Origin of the sequence: Pseudomonas sp. BIOMIG1BAC, assembly GCF_001705995.2 — a bacterium.
Taxonomy (GTDB): Bacteria; Pseudomonadota; Gammaproteobacteria; order Pseudomonadales; family Pseudomonadaceae; genus Aquipseudomonas; species Aquipseudomonas sessilinigenes.
The window spans coordinates 5,644,373-5,669,703 of record NZ_CP049045.1 but is presented as its reverse complement, the minus strand read 5'-3'; the positions used below and the strand labels follow the sequence as shown (position 1 = coordinate 5,669,703).

Annotated in this window: 22 protein-coding genes; 9 read left to right on the top strand and 13 right to left on the bottom strand. The window is 62.8% G+C overall.

Annotated features, from left to right (window positions below; all coding sequences use genetic code 11):
* Positions 1-7: 7 nt before the first annotated feature.
* From ATY02_RS26085 to ATY02_RS26050, 8 genes are all read right to left on the bottom strand, one after another.
* Positions 8-634: a response regulator transcription factor gene (locus tag ATY02_RS26085; protein WP_068581620.1), complete on the bottom strand. Its 627-nt coding sequence runs from the start codon at positions 632-634 to the stop codon at positions 8-10.
* Positions 635-837: 203 nt separating this feature from the next.
* Positions 838-5,799, bottom strand: a complete 4,962-nt coding sequence (locus ATY02_RS26080) for a hemagglutinin repeat-containing protein (RefSeq protein ID WP_068581618.1) — start codon at positions 5,797-5,799, stop codon at positions 838-840.
* A 101-nt stretch (positions 5,800-5,900) separates the two neighbouring features.
* Positions 5,901-7,625: a ShlB/FhaC/HecB family hemolysin secretion/activation protein gene (locus ATY02_RS26075; RefSeq protein ID WP_068581615.1), complete on the bottom strand. Its 1,725-nt coding sequence runs from the start codon at positions 7,623-7,625 to the stop codon at positions 5,901-5,903.
* A gap of 764 nt (positions 7,626-8,389) precedes the next feature.
* The gene (locus ATY02_RS26070; RefSeq protein ID WP_068581612.1) at positions 8,390-9,721 is read right to left on the bottom strand and encodes a deoxyguanosinetriphosphate triphosphohydrolase; all 1,332 of its coding nucleotides are present in this window, start codon (positions 9,719-9,721) and stop codon (positions 8,390-8,392) included.
* Positions 9,722-9,849: 128 nt separating this feature from the next.
* The gene (locus tag ATY02_RS26065) at positions 9,850-11,013 is read right to left on the bottom strand and encodes an EAL domain-containing protein (RefSeq protein WP_068581610.1); all 1,164 of its coding nucleotides are present in this window, start codon (positions 11,011-11,013) and stop codon (positions 9,850-9,852) included.
* Between the two features lie 95 nt (positions 11,014-11,108).
* Positions 11,109-11,450, bottom strand: a complete 342-nt coding sequence (locus ATY02_RS26060) for a hypothetical protein (protein ID WP_068581607.1) — start codon at positions 11,448-11,450, stop codon at positions 11,109-11,111.
* Positions 11,447-11,836, bottom strand: a complete 390-nt coding sequence (locus ATY02_RS26055; RefSeq protein WP_068581605.1) for a phage holin family protein — start codon at positions 11,834-11,836, stop codon at positions 11,447-11,449. Before ATY02_RS26055 ends, ATY02_RS26060 begins: the two co-directional genes overlap by 4 nt.
* A gap of 1 nt (position 11,837) precedes the next feature.
* A complete protein-coding gene (locus ATY02_RS26050) occupies positions 11,838-12,152 on the bottom strand; it encodes a DUF883 family protein (RefSeq protein ID WP_068581604.1) in 315 nt (104 codons plus the stop codon).
* Positions 12,153-12,488: 336 nt separating this feature from the next.
* Between ATY02_RS26050 and ATY02_RS26045 the strand changes: the two genes are divergently transcribed.
* On the top strand, positions 12,489-13,697 hold the full coding sequence (locus ATY02_RS26045) for an ammonium transporter (protein ID WP_068581600.1): 1,209 nt from the start codon (positions 12,489-12,491) through the stop codon (positions 13,695-13,697).
* Positions 13,698-13,756: 59 nt separating this feature from the next.
* On the opposite strand, the gene ATY02_RS26040 is transcribed toward ATY02_RS26045, so the two are convergent.
* Positions 13,757-15,712 (bottom strand): monovalent cation:proton antiporter family protein, encoded by a 1,956-nt coding sequence (locus ATY02_RS26040; protein WP_068581598.1) that lies wholly within the window; start codon positions 15,710-15,712, stop codon positions 13,757-13,759.
* A 243-nt stretch (positions 15,713-15,955) separates the two neighbouring features.
* On the opposite strand from ATY02_RS26040, the gene ATY02_RS26035 reads away from it, so the two are divergent.
* From ATY02_RS26035 to ATY02_RS26010, 6 genes are all read left to right on the top strand, one after another.
* Positions 15,956-17,050: an acyltransferase family protein gene (locus ATY02_RS26035; RefSeq protein WP_068581595.1), complete on the top strand. Its 1,095-nt coding sequence runs from the start codon at positions 15,956-15,958 to the stop codon at positions 17,048-17,050.
* Positions 17,051-17,086: 36 nt separating this feature from the next.
* On the top strand, positions 17,087-18,058 hold the full coding sequence (locus ATY02_RS26030; protein ID WP_068581592.1) for an acyltransferase family protein: 972 nt from the start codon (positions 17,087-17,089) through the stop codon (positions 18,056-18,058).
* Between the two features lie 75 nt (positions 18,059-18,133).
* On the top strand, positions 18,134-18,370 hold the full coding sequence (locus ATY02_RS26025) for a glutaredoxin family protein (RefSeq protein ID WP_068581589.1): 237 nt from the start codon (positions 18,134-18,136) through the stop codon (positions 18,368-18,370).
* A gap of 111 nt (positions 18,371-18,481) precedes the next feature.
* Positions 18,482-18,928, top strand: coding sequence for a S24 family peptidase (locus ATY02_RS26020; protein ID WP_068581588.1), 447 nt, complete (start codon positions 18,482-18,484; stop codon positions 18,926-18,928).
* A 40-nt stretch (positions 18,929-18,968) separates the two neighbouring features.
* The gene (locus tag ATY02_RS26015) at positions 18,969-19,289 is read left to right on the top strand and encodes a transcriptional regulator (RefSeq protein WP_068581585.1); all 321 of its coding nucleotides are present in this window, start codon (positions 18,969-18,971) and stop codon (positions 19,287-19,289) included.
* Between the two features lie 77 nt (positions 19,290-19,366).
* The gene (locus ATY02_RS26010) at positions 19,367-20,257 is read left to right on the top strand and encodes a pseudouridine synthase (protein ID WP_068581580.1); all 891 of its coding nucleotides are present in this window, start codon (positions 19,367-19,369) and stop codon (positions 20,255-20,257) included.
* Positions 20,258-20,332: 75 nt separating this feature from the next.
* Here ATY02_RS26010 and ATY02_RS26005 read toward each other — a convergent pair whose 3' ends face one another.
* Entirely contained in the window at positions 20,333-20,554 is a 222-nt protein-coding gene (locus ATY02_RS26005; protein WP_068581576.1) for a YgdI/YgdR family lipoprotein, read from the bottom strand.
* Between the two features lie 245 nt (positions 20,555-20,799).
* On the opposite strand from ATY02_RS26005, the gene moaB reads away from it, so the two are divergent.
* Complete coding sequence (moaB, locus tag ATY02_RS26000) at positions 20,800-21,339, top strand: molybdenum cofactor biosynthesis protein B (protein WP_068581573.1); 540 nt, start codon at positions 20,800-20,802, stop codon at positions 21,337-21,339.
* Positions 21,340-21,361: 22 nt separating this feature from the next.
* Entirely contained in the window at positions 21,362-22,549 is a 1,188-nt protein-coding gene (glp, locus tag ATY02_RS25995) for a gephyrin-like molybdotransferase Glp (RefSeq protein ID WP_164487375.1), read from the top strand.
* Between the two features lie 46 nt (positions 22,550-22,595).
* Here glp and ATY02_RS25990 read toward each other — a convergent pair whose 3' ends face one another.
* The 3 genes from ATY02_RS25990 to ATY02_RS25980 form a co-directional block, all read right to left on the bottom strand.
* Positions 22,596-22,835 (bottom strand): hypothetical protein, encoded by a 240-nt coding sequence (locus ATY02_RS25990; RefSeq protein WP_068581568.1) that lies wholly within the window; start codon positions 22,833-22,835, stop codon positions 22,596-22,598.
* Between the two features lie 103 nt (positions 22,836-22,938).
* Positions 22,939-23,889, bottom strand: a complete 951-nt coding sequence (locus tag ATY02_RS25985; RefSeq protein ID WP_068581566.1) for a glycosyltransferase family 2 protein — start codon at positions 23,887-23,889, stop codon at positions 22,939-22,941.
* A gap of 16 nt (positions 23,890-23,905) precedes the next feature.
* Positions 23,906-25,321, bottom strand: coding sequence for a lipid II flippase MurJ (locus ATY02_RS25980; RefSeq protein WP_068581563.1), 1,416 nt, complete (start codon positions 25,319-25,321; stop codon positions 23,906-23,908).
* Positions 25,322-25,331: the final 10 nt, after the last annotated feature.

Sequence of the window (25,331 nt, the reverse complement as noted above, 5' to 3'; positions counted from 1 at the left end):
GGAGATTTCATATCAGTTCGTGGCGCTTGGCCATATTCACCAGGGTGTTCATGGAGGCAGCGGCCAGTTTCTGCATGATGCGCTTCTTGTAGGTGCTGACGGTCTTGTTGCTCAAGAACATCCCCGTGGCTATCTGTTGGTTGGTTTGTCCCATGGCGAAAAGCTGCATGACCATCAATTCCCGGTCGCTCAGGGAGTTGAACTGTGCCAGCTCCAGGGGAGCGCCAAGGGCAGTGCGGCTGGCCTGCATGGCCTGGCTGGGAAAGTAGTTATAGCCGCTGTGGATCGCCTTGATGGCGCTCAGCAGCTCGCTCAGGTCTTGCTGCTTGCAGACGAAGCCGCTGGCGCCGGCACGCATGCAGCGATTGGCGAACAAGGCGGCGGACTGAGCGGTCAGGACCAGGGTTCGCACAGGCCGGGGCATGCTGCCAAAACGTTCGAGCAACTCTAGGCCATCGAGCTTGGGAATGCAGATGTCGAGGATGATCAGGTCCGGTTCGTGCTCGCGGACCATTTGCAGGGCATCGACGCCGTTGTCGGTTTCACCGATGACCGCATACCCCTCGTGTTCCAGGAGAAAGCGGATGGCCAGGCGTATGACAGGGTGGTCGTCAATGATGAGTACAGAGCGCATACGGACCTCCTGTCGATGAGTGGAAAGTTCGAACAGTAGCCCAGCTGTCTTGGGGAAGGCGTGGCGAAAAAGACCGTGGAGCGAATTCGAGAACGGTCCTACAGCGAATAAGGGGAGGTATTACAGTCAGGTGGCACGCAGAGGAAGCCCCTGTCGGGGAGGCGAGGGGCAAAGGCCGCCCCCGGGAGGAGGCGGCCGATGTTTCAAGGTGCTTTCTGGTCGATACCGGCCTGCAGCAGTTGGCTGTCACTGTGGCCGCCGACACGCAGCGGGCCCAGGTTGAACACCTGGTCCTTCTGGGTGGCGTCGTCCTGCTTGCGGGTCAGTTCGTTGCCACTGCCCAGGGCCAGGTTGACTGGCGACTTGGACAGGTTGACCCCGACGTCGACGCGGTAGTCCGAGCCGGCCAGGGCGGTGCTGGTGACTCGCGAGCCGCCGAGGTCGACACGTCCGTCGCTGGCGCCGATGCGTGCTCCGGTCAGCTTGGTTTCACCGCTCACCGACAGATTGACGCCCTGCCGGCCACTGATGCCCGAGGCCTGCTGCACGCTGTCCTTGGCCTGGTGACTGAGGTTCAGGTTCAAGGTCGGGGTGTAGGAGGTGTTGCCGCTCTTGTCGCCGAACAGCACGTTTTCCGTGGTGTTGGCCACGCTGGCGCCAGTGGTGGTCTTCTCGCTGACCGAGTAGCTGTCGCTGGTCTTGGGCCAGAAGCGGTCCTTCAGGCTGGAGAAGCGATTGCCCAGCGCGTCGGCCTTGTCGGCGAGATAGCCCTTGGCCTTGTCCACGCTGTTGCCGATGGCGCCACGAGGCTCGGGGTTGACGTCGTAGCTGGCGCTGCGGCTGAGCTTCTCGCCCAGGCGTTCCTTGGCGTTGTCGGCCTGGCTGACCAGGCTGTCCTTGGCCGAGCCGAGCTTGTCCACGCCCTTGTCGACGGCGTTCTCGAGTTTTTCCCGGTGCTTGCCGAAGCTCTTCTCGGCCTTGGCCTGCAGATCGTCCTTGAGCGGACCGGCGGGTTTGGCCAGCTTGCTCACCAGGCCAGGCTGGTTCTTCTCCGCGTCCAGCTTGGCGTCGATGTTGACCTGGGTGGAACGCACCTGGTCCTGGCGGCTTTCGATGCTCAAGTCACCGCCAATCGCTCCGTCGACCCGCTGTGCGTCGATGTGCGCACCGGCCAGCTGCACGTTGCCGGCACTGGCGAGCACAACCTGGTCGGCCTTGATCAGGCTGTCGTGCTGGGTACTGTTCTGGCGCCGGTCGACGTCGATCTTGGCCCGGGCGTTGATCCCGTGGGCGTTCTTCGCCGAGCCCTGCTCGGCGTCGGTCGGGGTGGTCTGGCTCAGGTTGGCCCCGGCGCCCAGGGTCAGGCCCCAGTTGTTATGGACCTGGGTTGCCTGCGCCGACTCCTGGTGGATACCGCCCTGGGCGGCATCGAGTACCACCTTGCCGGCATCGACCCGGGTGCCTTGCAGGTGGATCGCAGCATCACCGCTGGCGCCGCTGGCGAGCGTGACCTGGCCCTGGCTGTAGAGCTGGCCGCCACGCTGGTCCTGGTCCTGCTCGGAGACCCGGCCGATGTTGAAGTTGGCGCTCAGATTGGCGTTCTTGCCGCTGCTCTGCTCGCTGCTGGACTTGCCACCACCGGCGGTGAGGCCACCGCCCAGATTGCTGCCCTGGCTGGCGTGGGTATTGGTCGCGGCTTGCAGGTCGAGCTTGCCACCGGCATTGAGGCTGATATCCCCGGTGGGGCGCGCGGCGTTGCCGATCTGGGTGCCTTGCAGGGTCAGGTTGCCGCCACTTTCGAGCTGCACCTTGCCCTGGCCCTGGATGCTGGCGACCTGCGCCTGGCTGTCCTGTTGGTCCAGGCGCTTGTGGTCCAGCTGGAGCCCGGCGCCGACGTTGAGGTTGGTGCCGCTGCTGCCGGGCAGGGTGCCCAGGCTCAGCGAGGCATCGCCCCGCAGGCTGGAGTTGCTGCTGTCCTGCTTGTCAGTGGCCTGGTTCAACGCCAGTTCGCCGCCGGCCTTGATCTTTACGTCGCCCTGGCCGCCATTGAACTGACTGCCCTCGAAGCTGGCGTCGCCGGTGAGCTTGATTTCCACGCCCTGGCTGCCGGCATAGCTGCCCACCTGGGCTTTCTCGGTGCTGCTGGTGACGGTGCTGCTGCCACCGGCGCCGCTGCCGCGGATGTTCAGGTCTTCACCGGTGTTGGTGTAGACCCGTACGCCGACCTTGGCGTCCACCGCCTGCTCGCTGCTGCTGTGGGTGTCCTTGGCGGCGCTGGCCACCAGGCTGCCGGCATCGATCTTCACCGCGCCGTCGGTGGCGCGGTACTGGGTGCCCTGGTCCTGCAGTTGGCCGTCGGCCTTGACCTGGACCTGGCCACCGCTCAGTTGGCTGACCACTGCGGTGCTGGCGCTGGTGTCGAGTTGGCGGTTCTGGTGGCTGACATCCACGTCCAGCCCGATGTTGGGCTGTTCCAGGGCGTCGAGCACCCCAGGTTGGTGGAACTTGCGCTGGGCCACGCCCTGGACGGCCTTCTCGATGGGCCGGGCCACGCCCTTGTACTCGACGTTGGCGCCGACATCCACCGCCCAGTTGTTCTCCTGGTGGTGGCTGCTTTCGCTGTTGTGTGCGGCGCGGTTGTCGATTTGCCCGGCGCTGACTTGCAGCTTGTCGCCGGCCTTGACCTGGACACCCTCGGTGCTCAGGCGATTGCCGGCGCTGATGGTCAGGTTGCCGCTGGCGGCGATGTTGCTGGTTTGTGCGGTGCTCTTGCTGCTGCTGTCCTGGCTGCTGTTATGGGCTACCTCCACGCCGTTGCCGGCCCGATCCAGGCCGCCGGTGTAGTAGAAGCCGCCACCAGTGGTGGTGCTGTCGCTGTGCTTGTCCTGTTTGTCGTGCGCTGCCAGCAGCTCGACGTTCTTGCCGCTCAGGCTGGCATCGCCCGCGGTGGCCGCCACTTTGCTGCCCTGGATGCTCACGTCCTCGCCGGCACTGACCGCCAGGCTGGTGCCGCTAAGGCTGGACGCCTGTTGCCGGGTGCTGTCGCTGCTGTCGTTGCGCTGCTGGTCCTGGTAGCGCACGCCGGCCCGGTACTGGCCGCTGCCGGGTGCGGTCTGCTTGGCGTAGGCGTCGAAACCGCGCTGTTGCGAGCTGCTGCTGGTGTGCTGGGTATCCTCGGCCGCTGTCACCTTGACCGAGCCCTTCGCGCTGGCGTCCAGCTGACCCTTGGCGCTGACCTGGGAACCACTGACGACCAGGTCCTTGGCGCTTTGCAGCTTGAGGTTGCTGTCCGAGCGCACTTGGCTGCCGACGGTGGTGCTGGCCTTGTTCTGCTGGCTGCTCTCGTCCTTGGCGATGCCGAAGAACTTGCTGTCCTTGTTGTGGCTATTGCTGTGGCTGGTGTCCTGCACGCCGTCGATGGTCAGCGAACCGTCGTCGCTGATAACGCTGGCCTGGGTGCCGCCCCGGGCCTGGCTGCCGCTGATGCGCACGTTGTCGGCCTGCACGATCAGCTTGCCCTCGGCATTGACCTTGCTGCCCTGGTTCTGGGTCTTGCCCTGGTCGCCATCGGCGTTCTTGCCGAAGAAGCCCCCGCCCACCAGGTCGCCGGAGTAGCGTTGCTCGCTACTGCTGCTATGGCGGCTGGCGCTGGTGATATCCACGTCTTTGGCCGCCAGTTGGATATCGCCCTTGCTGTGCAGTTCAGCGCCTTCCAGGCGTAGCTTCTGCTTGCTGTCGAGTTGCAACTGGTTGCCGCTCTTGAGCTGGCTGGTGATGCTGCGCTGGTCGCTGCTGGCGGTGTCCCAGGTTTCCTTCCACAGGTGCTTGCGGTGCTGGCCCTGGTCGCGCTGGGTGTGGGTCTCGGTGGCGGCGGTCAGTTGCAGGTCGCCACCACTGTTGGCGGACAGGCTATTGCCGGCCTCGATGCTGCTGGCTTGCAGCCGAGTGTCGGCCCCCGAGTTCAATTGCGCGTTGTGTTGCGCCACCACCTTGTTGCCGTGCTGGCGGCTGTCGCTGCTGGTCTCGGTGCGGTCGTAGGTTTCCCAGGTAATGCCGATGGTGCTGTTGTCCCACTGCTGGCGTTTTTCCTGGAGCTTGCGGCTTTCGATGCTGCTCAGGGTCAGGTTGCGCCCGGCGTCGAGCTTGACGTTGCGTCCGCTGACGTCGGTGGCGGCCAGGTCCAGGTCGCGGCCGCCATGCAGGTCGATATCGCCCTGGCTGCGCAGGTCGGCCCGGTTGGCGTCGAGGCTGTTGGCCACGGCCTGGCCACGGATGTCCAGGTCGCCAGCGGAGCTCAGCTTGATGCCATCGTGACCGTCGATCTGTACCGCGCCAACGCGTACCCCGGCGCCTTCGGCGGTGCTGACGATATTGATCCGCCCGGCGCGCATGGCTCCGAACAGGCTGGCGTCGATGCGCTGCTCCTGGGTGTGGCCGGCCGGGTCGACCTGGCGTACCTGGCCTTTGGCATCGAGTTGGTTACGCCCTACGGTCAGGTTCAACTGATCCTGGGCCTTGAGCTCACCGCGGCTGTCGATACGGGGGGCGATCAGGTTGATCGAGCCTTTGTCGTTGCGCAGGCCACCGCCCTGGATGTCCAGTTGGCCCCGTGCGTCGCGGGTGTTGAGCCCTTGCAGCTTGCCGTCCTCGAGTTCCGGACGGCCCACCACCAGGCTGGCGTTGGGGGTGTTGAGGAAGCTGCCACCGTTGACCGAAATGCCGTTGGGGTTGGCCAACACGAAATCGGCGGCGGTACCGGCGATTTCCTGGATACCGTTGAGCTGCGAGGCATTGCGGCTGATCACTTCGTTGAGGATCACGCTGGCCGCCTGGCCCTGGAACTGCGGGTTGGCCGCCACCTGGCCAGCCAGTTGCGAAGCTGCCTGGTGCAACACATCGCTGTTGTTGTTGAGCACTACGCCTTGCTGGCCGACGTTGTAGTCCAGGAACTGGTTATGGGACAGGCCGCCGGAATTGGGGGCGACGATGTTGACGATGGGTACGCCACCCTGGTCTTGCAGGATCGGCACGCCACCCGGGCCCTCGACCACGGTGATGCCGCCGGCCAGGGCCAAAGGCAGGTGGGAGACCAGCAGCAGGCTGGCGATGGTCCAGCGCAAGGTGCCCTGGGGCGAAAGGTGGAACCTGTGAGTGTTGTCAGGCATGAGAACCTCGTTCTAAGTAGGTGAGCCGGGCGTTGCTTTCTGTGGTCAACGGCCCATGGGGCTCAGGTTCATCGATTGATTCAGGCTAAATCGGCGGTTGGTCAGATCTGCAGGCTGATCCTGGCCAGCCAGGTTTCCGGCTCCGTTCGCAGGCCCTGCGGCGTTTGCAGGCTGCGTTGGTAGTCGAGGTCCAGCTGCAGTTTTTTCCAGGCCAGGTTCAAGCCCACGCTGGCACCGGCGAGGTGTCGGCTCTGGGCGCCGTGGTCGGCCTTGATCCAGCCGTTGTCCAGGGCCAGGCGTGGGGTGAGTTTCACCGGCAGGTCGCTGTCCAGGGGCAGGCGCAGGGTGTTGCGCCACACCGCGCCGATGGCCCCGGAGACACTGTTGACTCGGTAACCGCGCACCGCCGAATCGTCGGTGGCCAGGAGTTGCTCGATCGCTGGCAGCGGGTCCGGGCTGTACTGCGCCGAGAGTTGGCTCTGCCATTGCCAGCGTTGGCCGCCCAGTTGTCCGTTGCGCCATTGGCTGAGGCTGGCGCGGTACTTGTGGAACTGTGCCTTGGGCAGGTTGCGTTGTACTTGTTGCGAGTCGCGGTCGGCACCGAACCAGGTCAAGCCCTGGGCATAGTTGACGTCCAGGTTCCAGACCGCGCTGTTGAGCCAGAACAGGTTGAGCCCGGTCTCGGCCACGGTCAGGGTCGGGCTCTGGATCTGCAGATGGGCTTTTTGCAGGTAGCTGTCGACGTCCTTGTAGGCCAGTTGCAGGTTGGCGCTGAGCTGGTGGCCCTGGCCGCGCCACAGCACCCGGTCGGCACGGGCGCTGACCATGTCGGTACGGCCGCTGTTGTAGAGGGTGGTGCGGGCCAGCTTGAGCGGCGAGCGGTACTCGGCATGGCTGGCGAACAGGCTGTAGGTCCAGTAGCCATAGGGCACGGAGTAGAACAGGCTGCTGCTGCGGCTGTAGCGCGGCCCCTGGTTGAGGGTGTCGCTGTAGTTCAGGTTCAGCGCATCGTTGAGCTGCAAGGGGCTGTCGAGGTTGAAGTTCAATGACTGGCGGTCGCGCCCGGTGCCGGCGCTGCCGAGGTTGTCCAGGCCAAGTCCCAGGCCCCAGCGCGCAGCGCTGCTGCGTGAGCGCAGGATGATCCGCGAAGCGCCAGGTTGGCTGCCCGGGGCGATATCGGCAGTCAGGTCCAGCGAACGCAGGCGATTCAACTGGTCCAGCCCCTGTTCCAGGTCCCGCAGGTTCAGGGGTTTGCCGAGCACTCCCGGGAACGCCCCGCGCAACGACACTGGCAGGCTCTGGTCGGCCAGTTCGATGGCCTCGACGTAGCCTTCCTCGATCAGGATATCCAGGCTGTGCCCGGTGGCCGGAGCGCTGGCCAGGTAGGGGCGGCTGGCGATGTAGCCGGCCTCCACATAGAGGCGGGTGAGGGCGGCCAGCAACTGGTTGATCTGGTTGACCCCCATGCACGGCGCCACGTACGGCTTGATGAAGGCATTGACGCGGCTCTTGTCGAACAGGCTGACGCCACCGATGCGTGTACCGCTCAACGGCCAGCAACGGCTGTCGCTGGCGGTTTGTTCGGGCACGCCGGCCTCGGTCTTGGTACCGCTGAAGCTGCCCCGTTGCATCTGTCGCTGGCGCTGTTCCAATTGCAGCTGTTGCAGGTTCTGTTGTTGCTGCTGTTGCAGGCGCAGGGCTTCCTGGCCGGGTTGCAAGTCGTCGCCCTGGGCCGGGCCCAGGTACGCCAGGCCCAGCAAACAAACCAGGCCCCAACCGCCGGTGCGAATAGGAAGAGAGCGTTCAGTACGTGATGAATGGGGCACTTGGTGTCCTTACTGTAAAAAGGCCAAGTGACGAACAACAGAGAAGCCGGTTAGCGGGCTCAACTAGTGACGTCGCTTTTAGTTCTGCCCTATGAACATCAAATCCCAACGACAGCTATATCGAGGAGCAATGTTCAAGTGCTCGAGAGTGACAGTTCCTGAGTGAGTACCGGGTGATTCAGTGCAGTTTCAGGTATGACAAAAGGGTTGAGTGAGTAGCCGTGGAAACGTTACAGCGCAGCGCGGATTTATTTTTATGGAGGGCGTTCAGCGGGGAAATTTCCTGTTGAAATCGAGACTATCCGAAACCAAAAGTACTATTTGTACGTAAATTGTAAACGCATAGAAGGCTAACTAAATTTTACTCCTGGCCTTTGCTGGCAAGGCTTTCGCCAGAAATGACAGATGCTGGAAGGTGGGACGCCTGATGGATTTAGGGTGGAGATGTTTAATTTTGTGAGTCTTTTGGAATATTCAGTAGTGAACTAACTAGTTTCATCTTGCGGTTTGTCTTGTTAGTTGAGTTGTTGCTCTATTTTTTATTTAGGGTGATTTCGTTTTTAAACTAAGGGTTTTCCTTAGAATCATTCGGTTGTATTGCTTGCGGCGATCTATGGGTGTTTTCGGGAGCCTGGCGGGAATGTCTTGCCAGTATTCAGGCGCAGCCTTCGTTAGATGGACTAGGGGAATCCCTTAGTCGCGGGGCAGGTGTCGTGGTTGATATCAGGCACCTGCCGCGAGGGCGAGGTGCCGGGTAGCGGAGATTACTGCGGGCTGGAGCGGCCGGTCATTTCCCGGGCCATTTCACTGGCGTAGCTGTCGGTCATGCCAGCGATGAAATCGATCATCCGCAGGAAAGACTTGTGCAAAGGCCAGCTCGGGTCCGGTGCGTTGTTACCCAGCAGGTCGAGGATCCGCCGGTTCTTGAATGAAGGCGTTCTGCCGCCATGTTGTTCCAGCGCAGCGCCACAGAAGGAGTTCAGGAGAATCTCCAGGGTGGTATAGGCGCCGATCTCGTGCAGGGTCTTGCGCTTGTCCTGGAAGATTTTCTTGCGGGCCATGTCCTTGGCGTTGAGTACGCAACGCTTGGCGGGGCCGTGCATGTGTTCCACCAGGTCACCGTGCAGGGTGCCGGCCAGCAGCGCGTCCTGCTGTTCGACGAAGGCACGGGCCGCCGCGTTGGTCAGGTGCTCGATGGCCTTGCCCCGCAGGATCGCCAGGCGCCGCCGGCGCGAATCCTCGGGGCCGAGCTGGCGGTAGGTTTCCGGCAGGTCGTCGCCTACCAGGCCGAGCAACAGGGATTCGACCTCGGCGTACTCCAGCAGGTCCATCTCCAGGCCGTCCTCGAGGTCGATCAAGGCGTAGCAGATGTCGTCTGCAGCTTCCATCAGGTACACCAGGGGATGCCTGGCCCAGCGTTGCTCCTCCAGCTGCGGCAGGCCCAGCTTGTGGGCGATCTGTTCGAGCAGGGGCAGTTCACTCTGGTAGCAGCCGAACTTGTGTTTCTTGTAGCCCAGGGCGTCGGCATGGTGCGCGGTCCAGGGGTATTTCAAGTAGGTGCCCAGGGTGGCGTAGGTCAGTCGGGTACCGCCATCGAACTGGTGATATTCCAGTTGGGTCAAGACCCGGAAACCCTGGGCATTGCCCTCGAAATTGAGAAAGTCCAGGCGCTCGGCCTCGCTCATCGCATCGAGCCAGCCACGCCCGGCCGCCTGCTGGAACCAATGGCGGATGGCATCCTCGCCGGAGTGGCCGAAGGGTGGGTTGCCGATGTCGTGGGCCAGGCAAGCGGATTGCACCACCATGCCCAGGTCACTGGGTTCGCACCACTCGGGCAGGGCGTTGCGCAGGGTCTCACCGACGCGCATGCCCAGGGAGCGGCCGACGCAACTGACCTCCAGGGAGTGGGTCAGGCGCGTATGGATATGATCGTTGCTGGATACCGGGTGCACCTGGGTCTTGCGGCCCAGGCGGCGGAAGGCGCCGGAAAAGATGATGCGGTCATGGTCTTTGTGGAAAGGGCTACGGCCAAGTTCTTCCGGGCTGTGCACTGGCTTTCCGAGGCGTTCGCGGTTGAGCAGGGTCTGCCAATCCAAGGCGGGTCTCTCCGAAGAAAACACAAAGTGCCCAGCTTCCGGGTTCCCGCGCTTGGCTGCAAGAGGGCGTAGGGGCTGCTGTGCAAGTAAATGCCGCGGATCGGCGCGGCGCAGCGATCGGCGGGTCGCTAGAGCCCGGCGGCATCGATATCGATCAGTAGCAGGCGCTGGCCGTTGGCGAAGAACTGGCCGGCGGTCAGGCAATACTGGTTGCTGGTGGCGTCGCGATAGGTGCTGGAAAGAATCAGCCGGCGTTCCTCCCAACCTTCGGCCAGCAGGTGGTAGAAGTACGGGCGCCAGGACCAGTTGTGGCCGACATAGCTGGTGTCGACGTGCCAGGCGCCGTGGCGCCGTTCCAGGTTCGGAGTCAGCTGGGTGCCGTGGCGGTCGCACTGATAGAAGCGCAGTAGCCAGGGAAAGGCCTCGAGCCTGGGCAGTTGGCTGACGGGGGCCTGGGCCAGGGCCCATGGCTGCAGCAGGTTCATCAGTTGCGCCAATTGCTGGCGCAGGCGCATCAGGCGATGGCGCTCCTTGAGCTTGTCGCGCACATAGCGTTCGCGCAGGCGTGCGAAGGGCTGGACGAAGGTGTCGCTGGCAAAGAACCCTTCCTGGGCCTGGGCGAACAGGAAGCCCTGCACATAACGTGATCCGCATTCCAGGGCGAAGTCCAGCTCGGCTTCGGTCTCCACGCCTTCGGCGATGATCCAGCAGCCGGTTTTCTCGGCCATCTGCGCCAGGGCCTTGACCACATCGCTACTGGGGCCGCCGCGGGCCGCGGCCTGGAACAGCCGCATGTCGAGCTTGAGGATGTCCGGTTGCAGGGCCAGTACCCGGTCGAGTTGCGAGTAGCCGGCGCCGAAGTCGTCGATGGCGATCCTCGCCCCGGCCTGGCGATAACGCTCCACGACCTGGGCCAGGCGCTGGCTGTTCCCGCCCAGCTCGGTGATCTCGAAGACGATGCGTCGCGGATCGATGTGGTGGTGTTGCAGTTGCTTGAGGCTTGGCAGTGGCTGACCGGGCCGCAACAGGCTGATCCAGCGTGGCGAGATGTTCAGGCTCAGGAACCAGTCCTCCGGGGCCTGGTGCAGGCGCCGCAGGGCATCCTCGCGGATCTGGCGGTCGAGTCGGCGCAAGGCACTGGCCGGGGTGCGTGGTTCGCTGAACAACGGACCTACCGATACCAGTTGGTCGTTGCCCAGGCGCAGGCGCCCCAGGGCCTCGACCCCGGCGATGCGCCCGGTGGCGGTGTCGATGAATGGCTGGAAACACGCGAGCGGTTGCCCGTCGGTCACAAGGCCTCCTCATAGGGCGTCATAACGGCATGGACCAGCACCTGGTTCAGGGCCGGTCCGGGTTGCTTAGCAAGAATGCAGCCAGATGAGGCTGATCAGGTTTTGCGCGAGGAGCCCTGCAACACCAGCTTGATCAGCGGCATCAGGCTGGTACCCAGGCGCACCAGGCGGGCAAGGCTGCTGGTGCCACCGTTCTTGACGCCCTTGCCGGTGATGAAGCCCAGCAAGGTCACCACTGCCACGCCCCAGAGGGGGGCGTGCTTGATGCCCAGGCCGTCCTGCCAGCTTTGCCCCAGGTTGCGCATGCGTTGCAGCGGTTGCAGCAGTTGCTGGGATTCGTGGCGGATCTCCTGGCGGTGCATTTCCATGCGCAGGCGGATCAGGGCCTTGCGCATTTCCCGGCGGGAGCTGTTCTGTGGAATTTCAGGCAGGTTCATGGCAACAGGCGCTCCCGGTCATTGGCCAGCTCCTGAAGGGTGGCATGGAAGGGCGATGATTCGTCGAACACCGCCGATTTCAGGCGCAAGCCGCAGAAGATCGCTGCCAGGGCATAGAACACGCACAGGCCGATGATCCCGGCCAGGCGATAGCTGTCCCACAGCAGGATCAACACCAGCGCCGAGAGCCCTACCAGCAACAGCAAGGCGAATACCAGGGCCAGGCCGGCGAACAGCAGCAGGCTCACGGTCCGGGCTTTTTGCTCCTGCAACTCGATGCCGAACAGCTCGACGTGACTGTGCAGCAGGCCCAGGACCGCCGCTCCCAGGCGTCGTGAGGATGCACTCGGGCCATGGCCGGAGGCGTTGGATTCATCGATCGCCATATCAGCGCCGTGTCGCCAGCAGGCCAATCAGGAAGCCCACCCCGGCGGCGATGCCCACCGACTGCCAGGGGTTGGCCTGCACGTAGTCTTGCGCGGCGGTGACCGCGGCCTGGCCACGCTGGCGCAGGGAGTCTTCGGTCAGTTGCAGGGTTTCCCGGGCCTTGAGCAGGCTTTCGTGGATCTGCTCGCGCAACTCGTCGGCCTGGTCGCCGGCCAGGGTTGCGGTGTGCTCCAGCAGACGTTCCGTGTCACTGACCAGTGCCTGAAAATCCGCCATCAGTACTTCTTGAGCCGTCTTTGCCGTTTTGCTGGCCATGCTGCTGCCTCCTTAGGTGGCTTGTGTGAGCTATGAGTATGAGCCCTGAATGAAGGTTCACTGTAATTGCCTGGTACAGCTTTTGCTTTGTCCTGGTGCGCAGGTTCTCGAGCCTGCGCTGAAAACGAGCGGGGAAAGCGCTGTGGACCGCGCAAACCCTGGCCGAGTGAATCACAACCCCAGGTCATTTTCTTGCGTGCGGCGCTGCTTACGGCCCCTTGCGCGCCAAAACGGTTCACCGGATACAGCTGTTGGGTGTCCGCGAGCCAACTTGGTGCAGGGGCGGCGTTGCAAGGCTTGCGCGAGCCGACGGCCATTACCGGATCTGCCTACTCCATGGAAAACCTGCAAAGCGCTGTGGACACCCTGGTCCACGGTTCCAACACCCTGTTCATCCTGATCGGGGCGGTCATGGTCCTGGCCATGCACGCCGGTTTCGCCTTCCTCGAAGTGGGCACGGTCAGGCAGAAGAACCAAGTCAATGCCCTGTCGAAGATCCTCAGCGATTTTGCTGTCTCGACCCTGGCCTATTTCTTTATAGGCTACTGGATCTCCTACGGTGTGAGCTTCCTGCAACCGGCCGCGGTACTTAGCAGCGATCACGGCTACGGCCTGGTGAAGTTCTTTTTCCTGTTGACCTTCGCGGCAGCGATCCCGGCGATCATCTCTGGAGGCATCGCCGAGCGCGCGCGGTTTGTCCCGCAATTGTGCGCCACGGTGCTGATCGTCGCATTCGTCTATCCGTTTTTCGAGGGCCTGGTCTGGAACGGCAATTTCGGCGTGCAAGCCTGGTTGCAGGTGCACTTGGGTGCCGGTTTCCACGACTTCGCAGGTTCCGTGGTGGTGCATGCCATGGGCGGCTGGCTGGCACTGGCGGCGGTACTGTTGCTGGGGCCGCGCCATGGCCGTTATCGCGATGGCAAGCTGGTTGCGTTCGCGCCGTCGAGCATCCCTTTCCTCGCCCTGGGCTCGTGGATCCTGATCGTTGGCTGGTTCGGTTTCAACGTGATGAGTGCCCAGACCCTGCAAGGCCTGAGCGGTTTGGTGGCGGTCAACTCGTTGATGGCCATGGTCGGCGGTACGGTCGCAGCGTTGATCGTAGGGCGCAACGACCCCGGGTTCCTGCATAACGGTCCACTGGCGGGGTTGGTCGCGGTCTGCGCCGGCTCGGACTTGATGCATCCGGTGGGAGCCCTGGTCACTGGGGCGATTGCCGGGGCCCTGTTCGTCTGGTGTTTCATCGCAGCCCAGGGCAAATGGAAGATCGACGATGTGCTTGGGGTCTGGCCTCTGCATGGGTTGTGTGGGGTCTGGGGCGGTATCGCCTGCGGGATCTTCGGCCAGAGTGCGCTGGGCGGGTTGGGAGGTGTGAGCCTGGCCAGCCAGTTGCTGGGCACCGCGCTTGGGGTGTTGGTGGCGCTGCTGGGAGGCTTTGCCGTGTACGGCCTGGTCAAGGCCGTTTGCGGGCTGCGCTTGACCCAGGAGCAGGAGTACTACGGCGCCGACCTGTCGCTGCACAAGATCGGCGCGGTCAATCAGGAGTAGGGCGGCAGGGTCGCCCGAAGACCTGGCTCGTTGCCGTCCAGGACGCGCCCGCTGTGCCCTTAACCGCCCAGCAAGCGTGCTTCGCATGCTTCGATGGCACTCTGTGGCCCGGACACCAGGATGCGGTCGCCAGCTTGCAGCTGCAGGCCGGGAGACAGGGGCAGGTCATGGCCGTGACGCTGCACGGCGCGTATGTCCACCCCCAGTTGCTCCAGGGCCAGGGACTGCAGCGGCTGGCTGCAGGCGTGGGCATCGGCGTCCAGGTTGACGGCGTGCATCTGCACCGTGGGTGGCTCGCGGTTGTCTTGGGTGTCGCTCTGGCCGCCGTGGTAGAAGCCGTGGAGCAGGTGGTAGCGGCTGTGGCGCACTTCATCCACCGTGCGTTGTACGCGTTGCTCGGGCAGGCCGAGCATGATCAGGGCGTGGGAGGCGAGCATCAGGCTCGACTCCAGCAGCTCGGGAACCACGGCATTGGCTCCGGCGGCCTTGAGCTCGGCCAGTTGGCTGTCGTCCCGGGTGCGCACCAGGATCGGCACGGCGCTGTCCAGGCGCCGGGCGGCCTTGAGTACGGTCAGGGCGATGTCGCTCTTGTCCACCGCGATCACCAGCAGGCGTGCCCGTTCCAGGCCGACCGCCGCGAGCAGATCGCCACGCCGGCAATCGCCGTAGTGCACGCAGCTTTCCGCCGCCGAGGCTTCCTGGACCCGCACGGGATCGTCGTCCAGGGCGATGTAGCGCAATTGCTCGTGGCGCAGGAATCGCCCGATGGACTGGCCTACCCGGCCATAACCACAGATCAGGACATGGCCCTGCAGCTGGGCATTCTGTGCGCTGATCTCTTCCAGCTGCGCGGCCTGGTTGGGCTTGCGATGCAAGCGCGCGGTGAGCACCGGAGCGGCCCGCAACAGCAGCGGCGTCAGCAGCATCGAGCAGAAAGTGGCGGCCAGCAGCAGGCTGCTGATTTCTGCCGGGATCATCTGGCCCAGTTGCATCTGGGCCATCAGGGCAAAGCAGAATTCACCGCCCTGGGCCAGGGCCAGGCCGCTGCGCCAGGCGGTTTCACCGTCGCTGCCGCGCAGTTTGAGCAGGGCGGCCACCACCGTACCCTTGATCAGCAGCAGGGCCAGGGTCAGGCCGATGATCAGCAGGCTGTGGTCGATGAACAGTTGCAGGTCGATGAGCATGCCGATGCTGACGAAGAACAGCCCCAGGAGGATGTCGCGAAAGGGTCGGATATCGGCCTCGATCTGATGCCGGTAGTGACTTTCCCCCAGTAGCATGCCGGCCAGGAAGGCTCCCAGGGCGGGCGACAGGCCCAGCAGGTGGGTCAGCCAGGCGGTGAGCAGGACGATCACCAGGGCCAGCAGTACGAACAGCTCGGCGGAGTGGGAGGCGGCGACTTCATGAAATAGCCGTGGCAGTAGCCAGCGGCTGGCCAGCAGCAGGCCGACGAACAAGATGACCGTCTTGCCCAGGGTCGCCGGCAGGGCCCAGTACCAGGCCTGCTCGGCATTGCCGGCGAACACCGGAACCAGCGTCAGCAGCAGTACTGCGACCACATCCTGGAACAGCAACACGCCGATGGCATTCTGGCCATGGCTGCTGAAAATCTCGCCGAGGCTGGTCAGCTCCTTGCTGACGATGGCCGTGGAAGACAGCGCCAGCCCCGTACCGAGCATCAAGGCCGAGCTCAACGGCATGCCGAACAGTGCCAGGAGCGCGCCCAGGACCAGGCCGGTACAGGCCACTTGCAGGCTGCCGAGGCCGAACACCACGCGGCGCAGAGCGAGCATTTTCGACAGGGAGAACTCCAGGCCCAGGGAGAACAACAGGAACACCACGCCCAGTTCCGCCAGGTCCGGCAGGTCTTCGCTGTCGTTGACCCAATCCAGGGCCGTAGGGCCGACCATCAGCCCCACCGACAGGTAACCCAGTACCGGTGGCAGGCTCAGGCGCCGGAACAGCGCGATGACTACCAGTGAGGAGGCGAGAATGATCAACAGATTGGCAAACAACGGCGATCTCCGGACGAGGGGCGAGCAGGGCAAAGCCTAGAGGCAAAAAAGACAGGAGGATCGCTCGAGCGACGCAGGGTCGCGCTGACACAAGTCATTCTTTATCGAGAATGTCTCATCTTCACGAGCCTTCGCTATGCTCAGACACTGTCGATGCACGCTGTGCACGCAACATGGGGCCACGCATGGCCGTGTCTTTGCCAAGGTCTGACGGGCCCTGCCAGTGAGGAGCCGGAGAGGTATATGGAGCGTCTGTATTCACTGCAAGGGTTGCGTGGTGCCGCGGTCCTGGGCGTGGTGCTGTTCCACATGATGTCGGTGGAGACCAAGTATTCCGGTGGCGATACCTTGCTGCCGGTCTTTCTGGATTTCTTCCAGCTCGGGGTCGACCTGTTCTTCGTCATCAGCGGGTTCGTGATGGTGATCGTCAGTCGCGGACGTTTCCAGAAAAGCGTCGAGACCCAGCGCTTCCTGTTCAACCGGCTATCGCGGATCTATCCCACCTACTGGTTGTATTTCTTCATCACCCTGGGGGTGTACCTGTGGCAGCCGGCGTTGGTGAACAGCTCCCACGGCGGTTCGAACCTGTGGATGTCCTTCCTGCTGTTGCCCAATGACCGGGTGCTGCTGGTGATGGTGGCCTGGTCGCTGTTGTTCGAGTTGTGGTTCTACCTGATGTTCACCCTGTTCCTGTTCTTCAAGGAGCGGCTGCTGCCGTTGATCCTGTTGTCATGGGCGGCGGTACTGGTGCTCTTCAACCTGTTGCAGGACTGGCAGGATTACTCCCCGGCCTTGAAGATCATGCTGCATCCCTATGCATTGGAGTTCATCGTCGGCAGTGCCCTGGCCCTGTTCTTTTATGGCCCGCATAGCGCCAGGGTGCCTGCGGCGCTGGTCTGGGGAGCGCTGGCGGCGGCCTTGCTGGTGGGGTTCCCGTTGATCTACGCCAATCGGCTGTTCCTGACCGAGGGGCTGCCGAGAATGCTGGCAGTAGGACTGACCTTTGGCACCCTGGTGCTGTCCCTGGCGTTGCTGGAGCGGCGGCAACTGATCCGGATGCCGGGATTTTTGACCGCCACTGGCGACATGTCCTACACCATCTATTTGTCCCATCTCTTGGTACTGGGCGTGGTGGGTCGGGCCTGGCAGGTGGTGGGTGCCTGGCCGGCCAGCTATGTGGATAACCTGGTGTTCCTGGTGCTGATGATGGCGGCGGTGGTCTGTTATGGCTGGGTGGGCTACCAGTTCTATGAGAAGCCTATCCTTGATAGGGCTACGGCCTACTGCAAGCGTCGTTTCAGCTCGAGCACCAAGCGCAAACACTACGATCCGGTGTAGACCGGGATTCCTCCTGCCTGTTCGGGTAGCCATTTCATGTCGAAAGTCCTCAACGGAAATCTCGATGCCCTCAAGGTCTTGCTGGCCGTCATGGTCGTGCTGCTGCACTGCAAGCTGCTGGGGGGAAACTACACCTGGGCCGGCTATCTGCTGTGCAACGGCCTGTTCCGAGTGGCGGTGCCGACCTTCTTCATCATCAACGGCTACTACCTGTACCAGACCCTGGAGGGCGGGCACTCCTTCGGCCAGTGGTTCAAGCGGGGTTTGCTGATCTACCTGTTCTGGATGCTGGTCTACAGCCCGCAGTACGTCGATCCGGCGACCATCGCCAGTATCGGCGGGGTCCTGGGAGTGCTGAAGAAGCTGCTGATTGGTTATTTCCACCTGTGGTATCTGCTGGGCATGCTCGGTGGTGGCCTGATATTGCTGATGCTGCGCAAATGGCGTTCGGGGGCCTTGATCGGCCTGGCGCTGGTGGCGTTCCTGATTGGCCTGTGCCTGCAATACGCGCGGGTCTACTTCGAGTTGCCCAATGCTTTTGTCCAGCACTTCAACCAGAACGACTACACCGCGCGCAACTTCCTGTTCATGGGGTTTCCGTTCATGGCCATCGGTTTTCTGTCTGCCCGCCACCAGCTGGCGCAGCGTGTTGGCCGGCCAGTCCTGTGGGGCTGGCTGATCCTGGGACTGGTGTTGATCCTGGGCGAGGCGGCGCTGAATTTTGCACTTCGGGCCGATGTCGAGCAGAACTTCGATTTTCTCGTATCGCTGCTGGTGATCGCCCCGGCGCTGTTTTTGCTGCCCCAGGCCTACTTCAGGGCCAGCCACAGCAGTTACCCCGCGAAGTTGTCTTCGGCGGTGTATTACGTGCATCCCTGGTTCGTCTATGGCGCACTGTCGGCAGGGCTGGCCTATGGCAACCAGATGGCACTGCTGGTGCTGGTGTTGGCGTTCGCCGTGGCACCGCTGCTGATCCTGGCCAGCCGTCGAGTGCGATTCATTCTTTGACCCTGGCGGGTCGACGGCTTTTTCCTTCAGGTTCTACAATGGGCGCCTGTTCCCCAATTCAACGGTTGTCCCGCGATGCCCCCTGAATGCCAATTGTTCGGCACCCTTGGATGCCACCTGTGCGAACTGGCCGAGGCCGAGCTGATGCCGCTGGTGGAGCACGGCCTGCTGGTCGAACTGGTGGACATCGCCGACAGCCAGGAGCTGTTCGAAACCTATGGCTTGCGCATCCCGGTGTTGCGCCGGGTGGACAGCGGCGCGGAGCTGGGTTGGCCGTTCGACGCTGAACAAGTGGTGGCCTTCCTGCGCTGAGCCTGGCCTTGGCACCCGGATGCTTCCGTTGGTCGCCCCTGGTTGGAATTCATTGGCGAGATTCGATGATTCGTTTACTGTATGTCCATACAGTTATCGAGGAGCCTCGTCATGTCTCTCACTTTCCTGACCGCTATCGAACGCTCGCAACCCTTGCCAGCCCCCATCCTGGAGCTGGGCGCCAATGATCATGCCCCGATTGCCCATGAGCCCACGGGCAGCGGATTTTCCCTGGACCGGACCCTGGGGCTCGGAGCCCCGCAAATTCATGGCTTGCTGGTGGACGATGACAACCTGCTGGGGTTCGGGATCTATCCCGGGGACCGGCTGATCGTCGATCGTTCGGCCGCACCGGTGGTGGATCAGTACCTGGTGGTGCGGCCCGAAGGTGATGTCGAGTATTCATTGCGCCTATTGGCTCCCGACCCTCGCGGTGGCCTGTTGCTCAAGGCGGCGCGGCCTTCAATCCCTTCCATTGTCCTGGACGATCTGGACTCCATAGAGATCTGGGGCGTTGTGCTGTGGGTGGTCAGTTATGTCGGGCACAAGCAGCCCTGAAGGATGGGGCGCAGTCCCGGAATCGTTAAAGGAATAAATGATGGTCAATGTCGAACAACTTAAAAATAGCGTGAACAGCATGTCCACCGATGTGGTCCGTGAGGCGGTGCTTGAGCTACGCCTGGATGGGCTGGTGACTGAAGGCAAGACACCCTTCAACAAACTGCATTTCAATACCTGCTTCGCCGAGATCGAAGCCCTGTTCCAGCGCGCTGGCTATCATCGGCAACTGGATGTGGTCGGGTATCAGGGACTGCTGTATGCCCTTTACGATCCGGGGCGGTGGGAGGCGGTAGATGTACTGCGCTGGCTCAAGGAGTTTACTGAGGCGGCTGCACAGGCCAGGCAGTCTTGTGCCTGAACGGGACAAACTGTTCCTAGGCTGTGGGGGATCGCTGTTGGATAATGCCGTTTTGGATCGATCCCTCGAGTTTTTGTATGTCTTGCGCGAGTTTTTCTGCGGCACAGCATCAGGCCAGCACCTTGTACCTACCCCCAGGTTCTTGGGCGACGGTGCTGGACTGCCTGTGCGATCACTTCAAGGCCATCAGCCGTGAACAATGGCTGGACCGTATCGCTCGTGGCCGGGTACTGGATAGCCAGGGCCAGCCCATCGCCCTGGAGTTGGGTTATCGCGAAGGCCTGCGTATCCACTATTTCCGGGAAGTTCCGGACGAGAAGGTGATCCCGGTCCAGGAGACGATCCTGCATGTCGACGAACACCTGGTGGTAGCGGATAAACCGCATTTCCTGCCGGTGACCCCGGCGGGGGAATATGTCGAGCAGACCTTGCTCCGGCGTCTGATCCGGCGCCTGGACAATCCTCACTTGGTGCCTTTGCATCGCATCGACCGGCACACGGCGGGGTTGGTGCTGTTCTCTGCCAACCCCGATAGCCGTTCGGCCTATCAGGCGCTGTTTCCGACCCGGCAAATAGAGAAACGTTACGAAGCCATTGCCCGGGCCTTGCCGGAGCTGGCTTTTCCGCTGCTGCATAAAAGCCGGTTGGTGGATGGGGAACCGTTCTTTCGCATGCAGGAGGTTGAAGGTGTAAGTAACACCGAGACGCTTATCGATGTCCGGGAAAAGCATGGCGACTTGTGGCGTTATGCCCTGTACCCGGTAACGGGCAAGAAGCACCAGTTGCGGGTGCATATGAGCGCCCTTGGCGCAGCGATCGCCAATGATCCGTTCTACCCCGAGGTGCTCAAGGACGTCGAGGATGACCTGGGCCAGCCGTTGAAACTCCTGGCCCAGGGCCTGCGTTTCACTGATCCGCTGACTGGGCAGGCGCGTGAGTTCGAGAGTCGCATCAGCCTCGACTGGTGAGCTTGCCCCGGGCCCAGAAACGACAAAACCCGCTATAGGCGGGTTTTGTCGCTTTCAGATCGACAGTCGTCAGTCTTACAGTTCTTTGACGGTACGGACCTGATCCTTGTTGATACGAGTCCGCTTGCCATCCAGCTGTTCGAATTCGTAGAAGCCGGAATCCTTGTCGAACTTGGGAGTATCTACGGCCTGGATTTCGCGACCGTCATTCAGGGTGAGCACTGTCGGCGAGGCGCAGCCGGCGAGAGTGGCCAGGCCCAGTGCGAGCATGAGAGTGGCGAGGGTCCGTTGAGTCATTGTGTGTCTCCGAAATAAGTACTTTGAGTGCTGGTCTTCAGACGTATACAACGCCTGCAAGTTCCTTGGCCAGGGACATTCTGCCACGTTGCCGGGCAGATCGCAGGCGTTCGCTGATTGCAAGCGGCGCATTGTGCCTGATTGGCCGTGGCTGGGAATCATCGGCCGATTACTGGAGAGGCGCCGACGCTCCAAAGTGCTGTGATATAACACCGGCCTGTTTCCCCCATCACTGGACCGAGCCTATGAAAGCCAAGGCTGATGTACCTTTTGCTCCGCTGAACATTGCGGTATTGACCGTCAGCGATACCCGAACCCTGGAGACCGACACCTCCGGACAACTGTTCGTCGATCGCCTGAGTGCCGCAGGCCATCGCCTGGCGGAACGGGTCCTGCTCAAGGATGACCTGTACAAGATCCGCGCCCAGGTCGCTACCTGGATCGCCGATGACCTGGTACAGGTGGTACTGATCACCGGTGGCACCGGCTTCACGGGTCGTGACAGTACCCCGGAGGCCGTGACTTGCCTGTTGGATAAGCAGGTCGATGGTTTTGGCGAGCTGTTCCGCCAGATTTCCGTGGCAGATATCGGCACCTCCACCGTGCAGTCGCGGGCCTTGGCCGGTTTGGCCAATGGAACCCTGGTGTGTTGCCTGCCAGGCTCCACGAATGCAGTGCGTACCGGTTGGGACGGCATTTTGGCCGAACAACTGGATTCACGGCATCGACCCTGCAACTTCGTACCTCACCTGAAGCAGGCGGCCCCTTGTGAATCCCGTGGGTAAGCCAGGCAAGCTCGGTGCGTTGATGCCCGTGGAAGAGGCACTCGAGCGTCTGCTGGCAATGGCCGAGGCCTCGGCGATCACCGAGCGTGAGCGCCTGCCTTTGGCGGCCACCCATGGGCGGGTACTGGCCGAGCCGCTGGTTTCCAGCCTGGACCTGCCACCCTGGCCTAACAGTGCCATGGATGGTTATGCGCTGCGTCTTGAAGACTGGAAGGGGCTTCCCCTACCGGTCAGCCAGCGGATTTTCGCCGGGCAGGCGCCAGAGCCGCTGCAGCCTGGAACCTGCGCGCGGATCTTTACCGGTGCTCCGGTACCGGCCGGCGCGGATTGCGTCGAGATGCAGGAAAATGCCCAGGTCCAGGACGACCAGCGCGTGCTGTTCACCGAGCCTCTGAAGCGCGGGCAAAATATCCGTCCCCAAGGCCAGGAAACCACGGTGGGGGAGGAGGTCCTCGCTGCCGGTACCCGCCTGGGGCCGATCGAGCAGGGTCTGGCGGCATCCCTGGGATGTGCCGAGTTGGAAGTGGTTCGACGGGTTCGTGTGGCGGTGTTGTCCACCGGCGATGAACTGGTGGAACCGGGCCAGTCCCTAGGCCCGGGACAGATCTACAACAGCAATCGGGTACTGCTATGCAGTTGGTTGCAGCGCCTGGGGTGTGAAGTGCTGGATGGCGGAATCCTGCCCGACGATCTGGAAGCGACCCGCCAGCGCCTGGCGGATCTCAAGGACGTTGACCTGATCCTTTCTACCGGTGGCGTATCGGTGGGCGAGGCGGACTTTCTTGGTTTGGCCCTGCGCGAGGCCGGTGAACTGGCGCTGTGGAAGCTGGCGATCAAGCCAGGTAAGCCGCTGACTTTCGGACATTTTCGTGGAGTGCCGGTGATCGGCCTGCCTGGCAATCCTGCATCGACCCTGGTGACTTTCGCCTTGCTCGCGCGGCCTTACCTGCTTCGGCGCCAAGGTGTACAGCAGGTCCAGCCCCTTCGTTTCGAGGTCGCAGCCGGATTCGCCTGGCCCCAGCCGGGTAATCGTCGCGAATATCTACGAGGGCGCATGGAACAAGGGCGGGCGATCATCTATCGCAACCAGAGTTCGGGTGTCTTGCGCAGTGCAGCATGGGCGGAAGGCCTGGTGGAGGTGCTCGAAGGCCGGACCCTGGTCGAAGGTGATCAGGTCAGTTTCATTCCCTTGAGCGAATTGTTGGACTGAAGCCTGGAGCAATGGGCCCGCTCGAAGCGAGCCCATTGCAGCCAGCTCAACGTAGCAGTAGCAAGAGCAGCAGGCCGAAACGGCTATGAAACCCCCAGGTCACCAGGCCGGCCACTAGCGACGCGGCCAGGGCCAGCCAGGCCACGCGCTTGAGTGTCGATTGCAGCCTGGAATGTGGGGGATGCGATTCGTAGCGTTCCTTGGCTGGGCTGCCTGTGAGCCAGGCGTTGCCTTTAATGGGGTTGAGTGGTGTGTGCGATCCTGGATAAAGCCCCTTGTCGTTCATGACGTTGTACTTCCCTGTTGGAGGCGTCAGCGCCTGTCGGTCACAGTCACTGATCGGCACCAGCGGATCAATCAGGGCATTTCGCTTTTTTGAGTCAGAAAAGTTACGGCAGCGTCCTGGCCTGCGCAGAAGCATAGGGCCCGTTCCAATAGCCCTTGTACATTCCCAGTCTTTTCTTCAGGCCCAGGGGGAGATAGCGCTCCTGCTGGCTGAGTTTATAGGCGAACAATTTCAAGGCATTGCGTAGCAGCGACCCTGGCCATTGCAGCAATCGATCGCCGCCAAGGAACTCAAGCTCGGATCTGACATAACGCAAGCCTTCGCCGCCGGCGCCGCCGAAGGCCTGGCGGATCCATGGTTCGCGGGCGTGGAAGACGCCGATGTCGAAGTAGCGACGGAACTCTTCCTTGAGGCTGTAGTTGTGTGAATGGCGGCAGCAGGCATGGCCTTCATAGGCCACCTTCCATCCCGCCAGGAGCATCTTGGCGCCTACGTACATGTCCTCGGAAAGAATCACATGGTTGGGAAAACCGCCCACCTGCATCAGTGCCTCGCGACGATAGGCAGAGAACGAGTTGGACATGAAGGCGGTCTTGATACCCAGCGTCGGTACATCGGCCAGGCTCTTTACCTGGGAGGTCGGCGGGTAGTTGAACAATCGCGCATGGGTGGCCAGGGGGCTGGCATCCAGATGCGGCAACTGGCGCCCGCATACCGCACCGACTTGCGGGTCGGCGAAGGGCGCGACGATGTTGGCGATGCCCTCGGCATCGGCCAGATACGCATCCTGGGTCATGAAGACATAGACGTCGTAGTCGGCATTGCGCTCCACCATCAATTGCCGAGTGCCGCCGTGATTGAAATCGCGACTGTCGATGCGCAGTACGTTGGCACAACGGGACATGGCCAGTTCGTAGGTGCCATCGCTGGAGCTGGAATCCACGATCAGGGTGTCGAAGACGGCACTCTGGATGGCCAGGGAATCCAGGAGCCGGGACAAGTCCCGGCAACCGTTGTAGGTGGGGATCACACAGGCCACGCGTAGTGTGGACATGATCGTTGCCTCCGGTTCAGGTCGGGTTCTGGCGCCAGGGGCGCAACCAGGCGGCCAGGCCCAGCAATAGCAACAGGCCGCAGGCGCTGCTCAAGCCCAATTGCCAGGCGATCGAGGTCAATGGATGCAGGAGCAGCGCCGCCAGCAACATGCCGCACAGGCCAATCAGCCAATGGCTGCGCCACGGCAGCAGGCCCAGCAGTTGCTGGCGCCGCATCAGCAGCAAGCCGGTGAGCAGCACGCCACAGATGGCCGCCAGGGCGATGCCGATCAAGCCCAGGAAATACGGTAGTGCGGCCAGCAGCAGGGCGTTGAGCAGGCTGCCGGCCAGCTCGCAGTTGAGGGGCATGCGGGTATCTCCCGCCGCATAGGCATAGCGTGCCAGCAGCGCATTCCAGGCGCCGAACATCAAGGGCACCGAGAACCACGCCAGTAGATGCGGCAGGGGGCTGTCGGCGGCCTGGGATGGCAGCAACAGGTGCACCAGCGATGCGGCCGCACCGATCAAGCCCACCACTGCTGGAATGGTCAGCAAGGTGGCGCTGCTCAGGCCTTTGCGCAACAGATCCAGGCGCTGCTCCCCGGAACTGCCGCTCATGAGGCCCAGCAGTACCTGGTTGAGGCTCATCAGGGCGATCAGAGGCAGGTTGATCAGCTTGCGTGCAAGGTTGATCCAGGTGACAGCCCCTTCACCCAGCAGCGAGGCCGCCATGCGTTCCAGCAAGGCCAGGCCCTGGCTGGCGAGGTTGCTGCTCAGCAACGGACCTATGCGTTGCAGGAGCTCGCGACCGGCCCCTGGCGCCCCCTGAATACGCCAGGGACGCCAACCATCGCGCAGCACGGAGGGCAGCAGCACGCTGGGCATCAGCAGGCTACCCAGCACACAGGCGGCCGCCAGCCCGCTGGGGCTGGCGGCATGCTGCATGCTGGCCAGGTAGAGCACGGGTGGCAGGTTGAACAGCAACGAGCCCAGCCCTGCCAGGACAAAGCGCGAGCGCGCCTGCAACGGGACGCAGAACAGGCTGTGCAGGATGAACCCCGGGGCGCACCAGGCCAGCCAGTGCAGGCCACCGCTGGCCAGGGCATAACCGTCGCTGCCAAGGCCCGGGCCGATCAGGCGTACCCAGAGGGGGGCGCCAAGGCTGAGCAGGCCAGCCAGCAGCAGGCCGCAGAGCAGCAGGCGCGGTGCCAGGGCGCTGAGCCAGGCCTGTTGTTCCGAGGGCGAGCGCTGTTGATACAGCGGCAAGGCGGCAGCGCTGAGCAGGCCGGCAGCCAGGGCCATGCGCAGGGCTTCGGGCAGGAACATCGCCACCAGGAAGCCGTCGCTCTGGCCACCGGCGCCCCAAGCGGCCACCAACAGCCATTCCCGGGCAAATCCCGCGGCAAGTCCGGTCAGGGTGGCCAGGGTCAGCCACAAGGTTGCGCCGAACATGGAAAGCGTT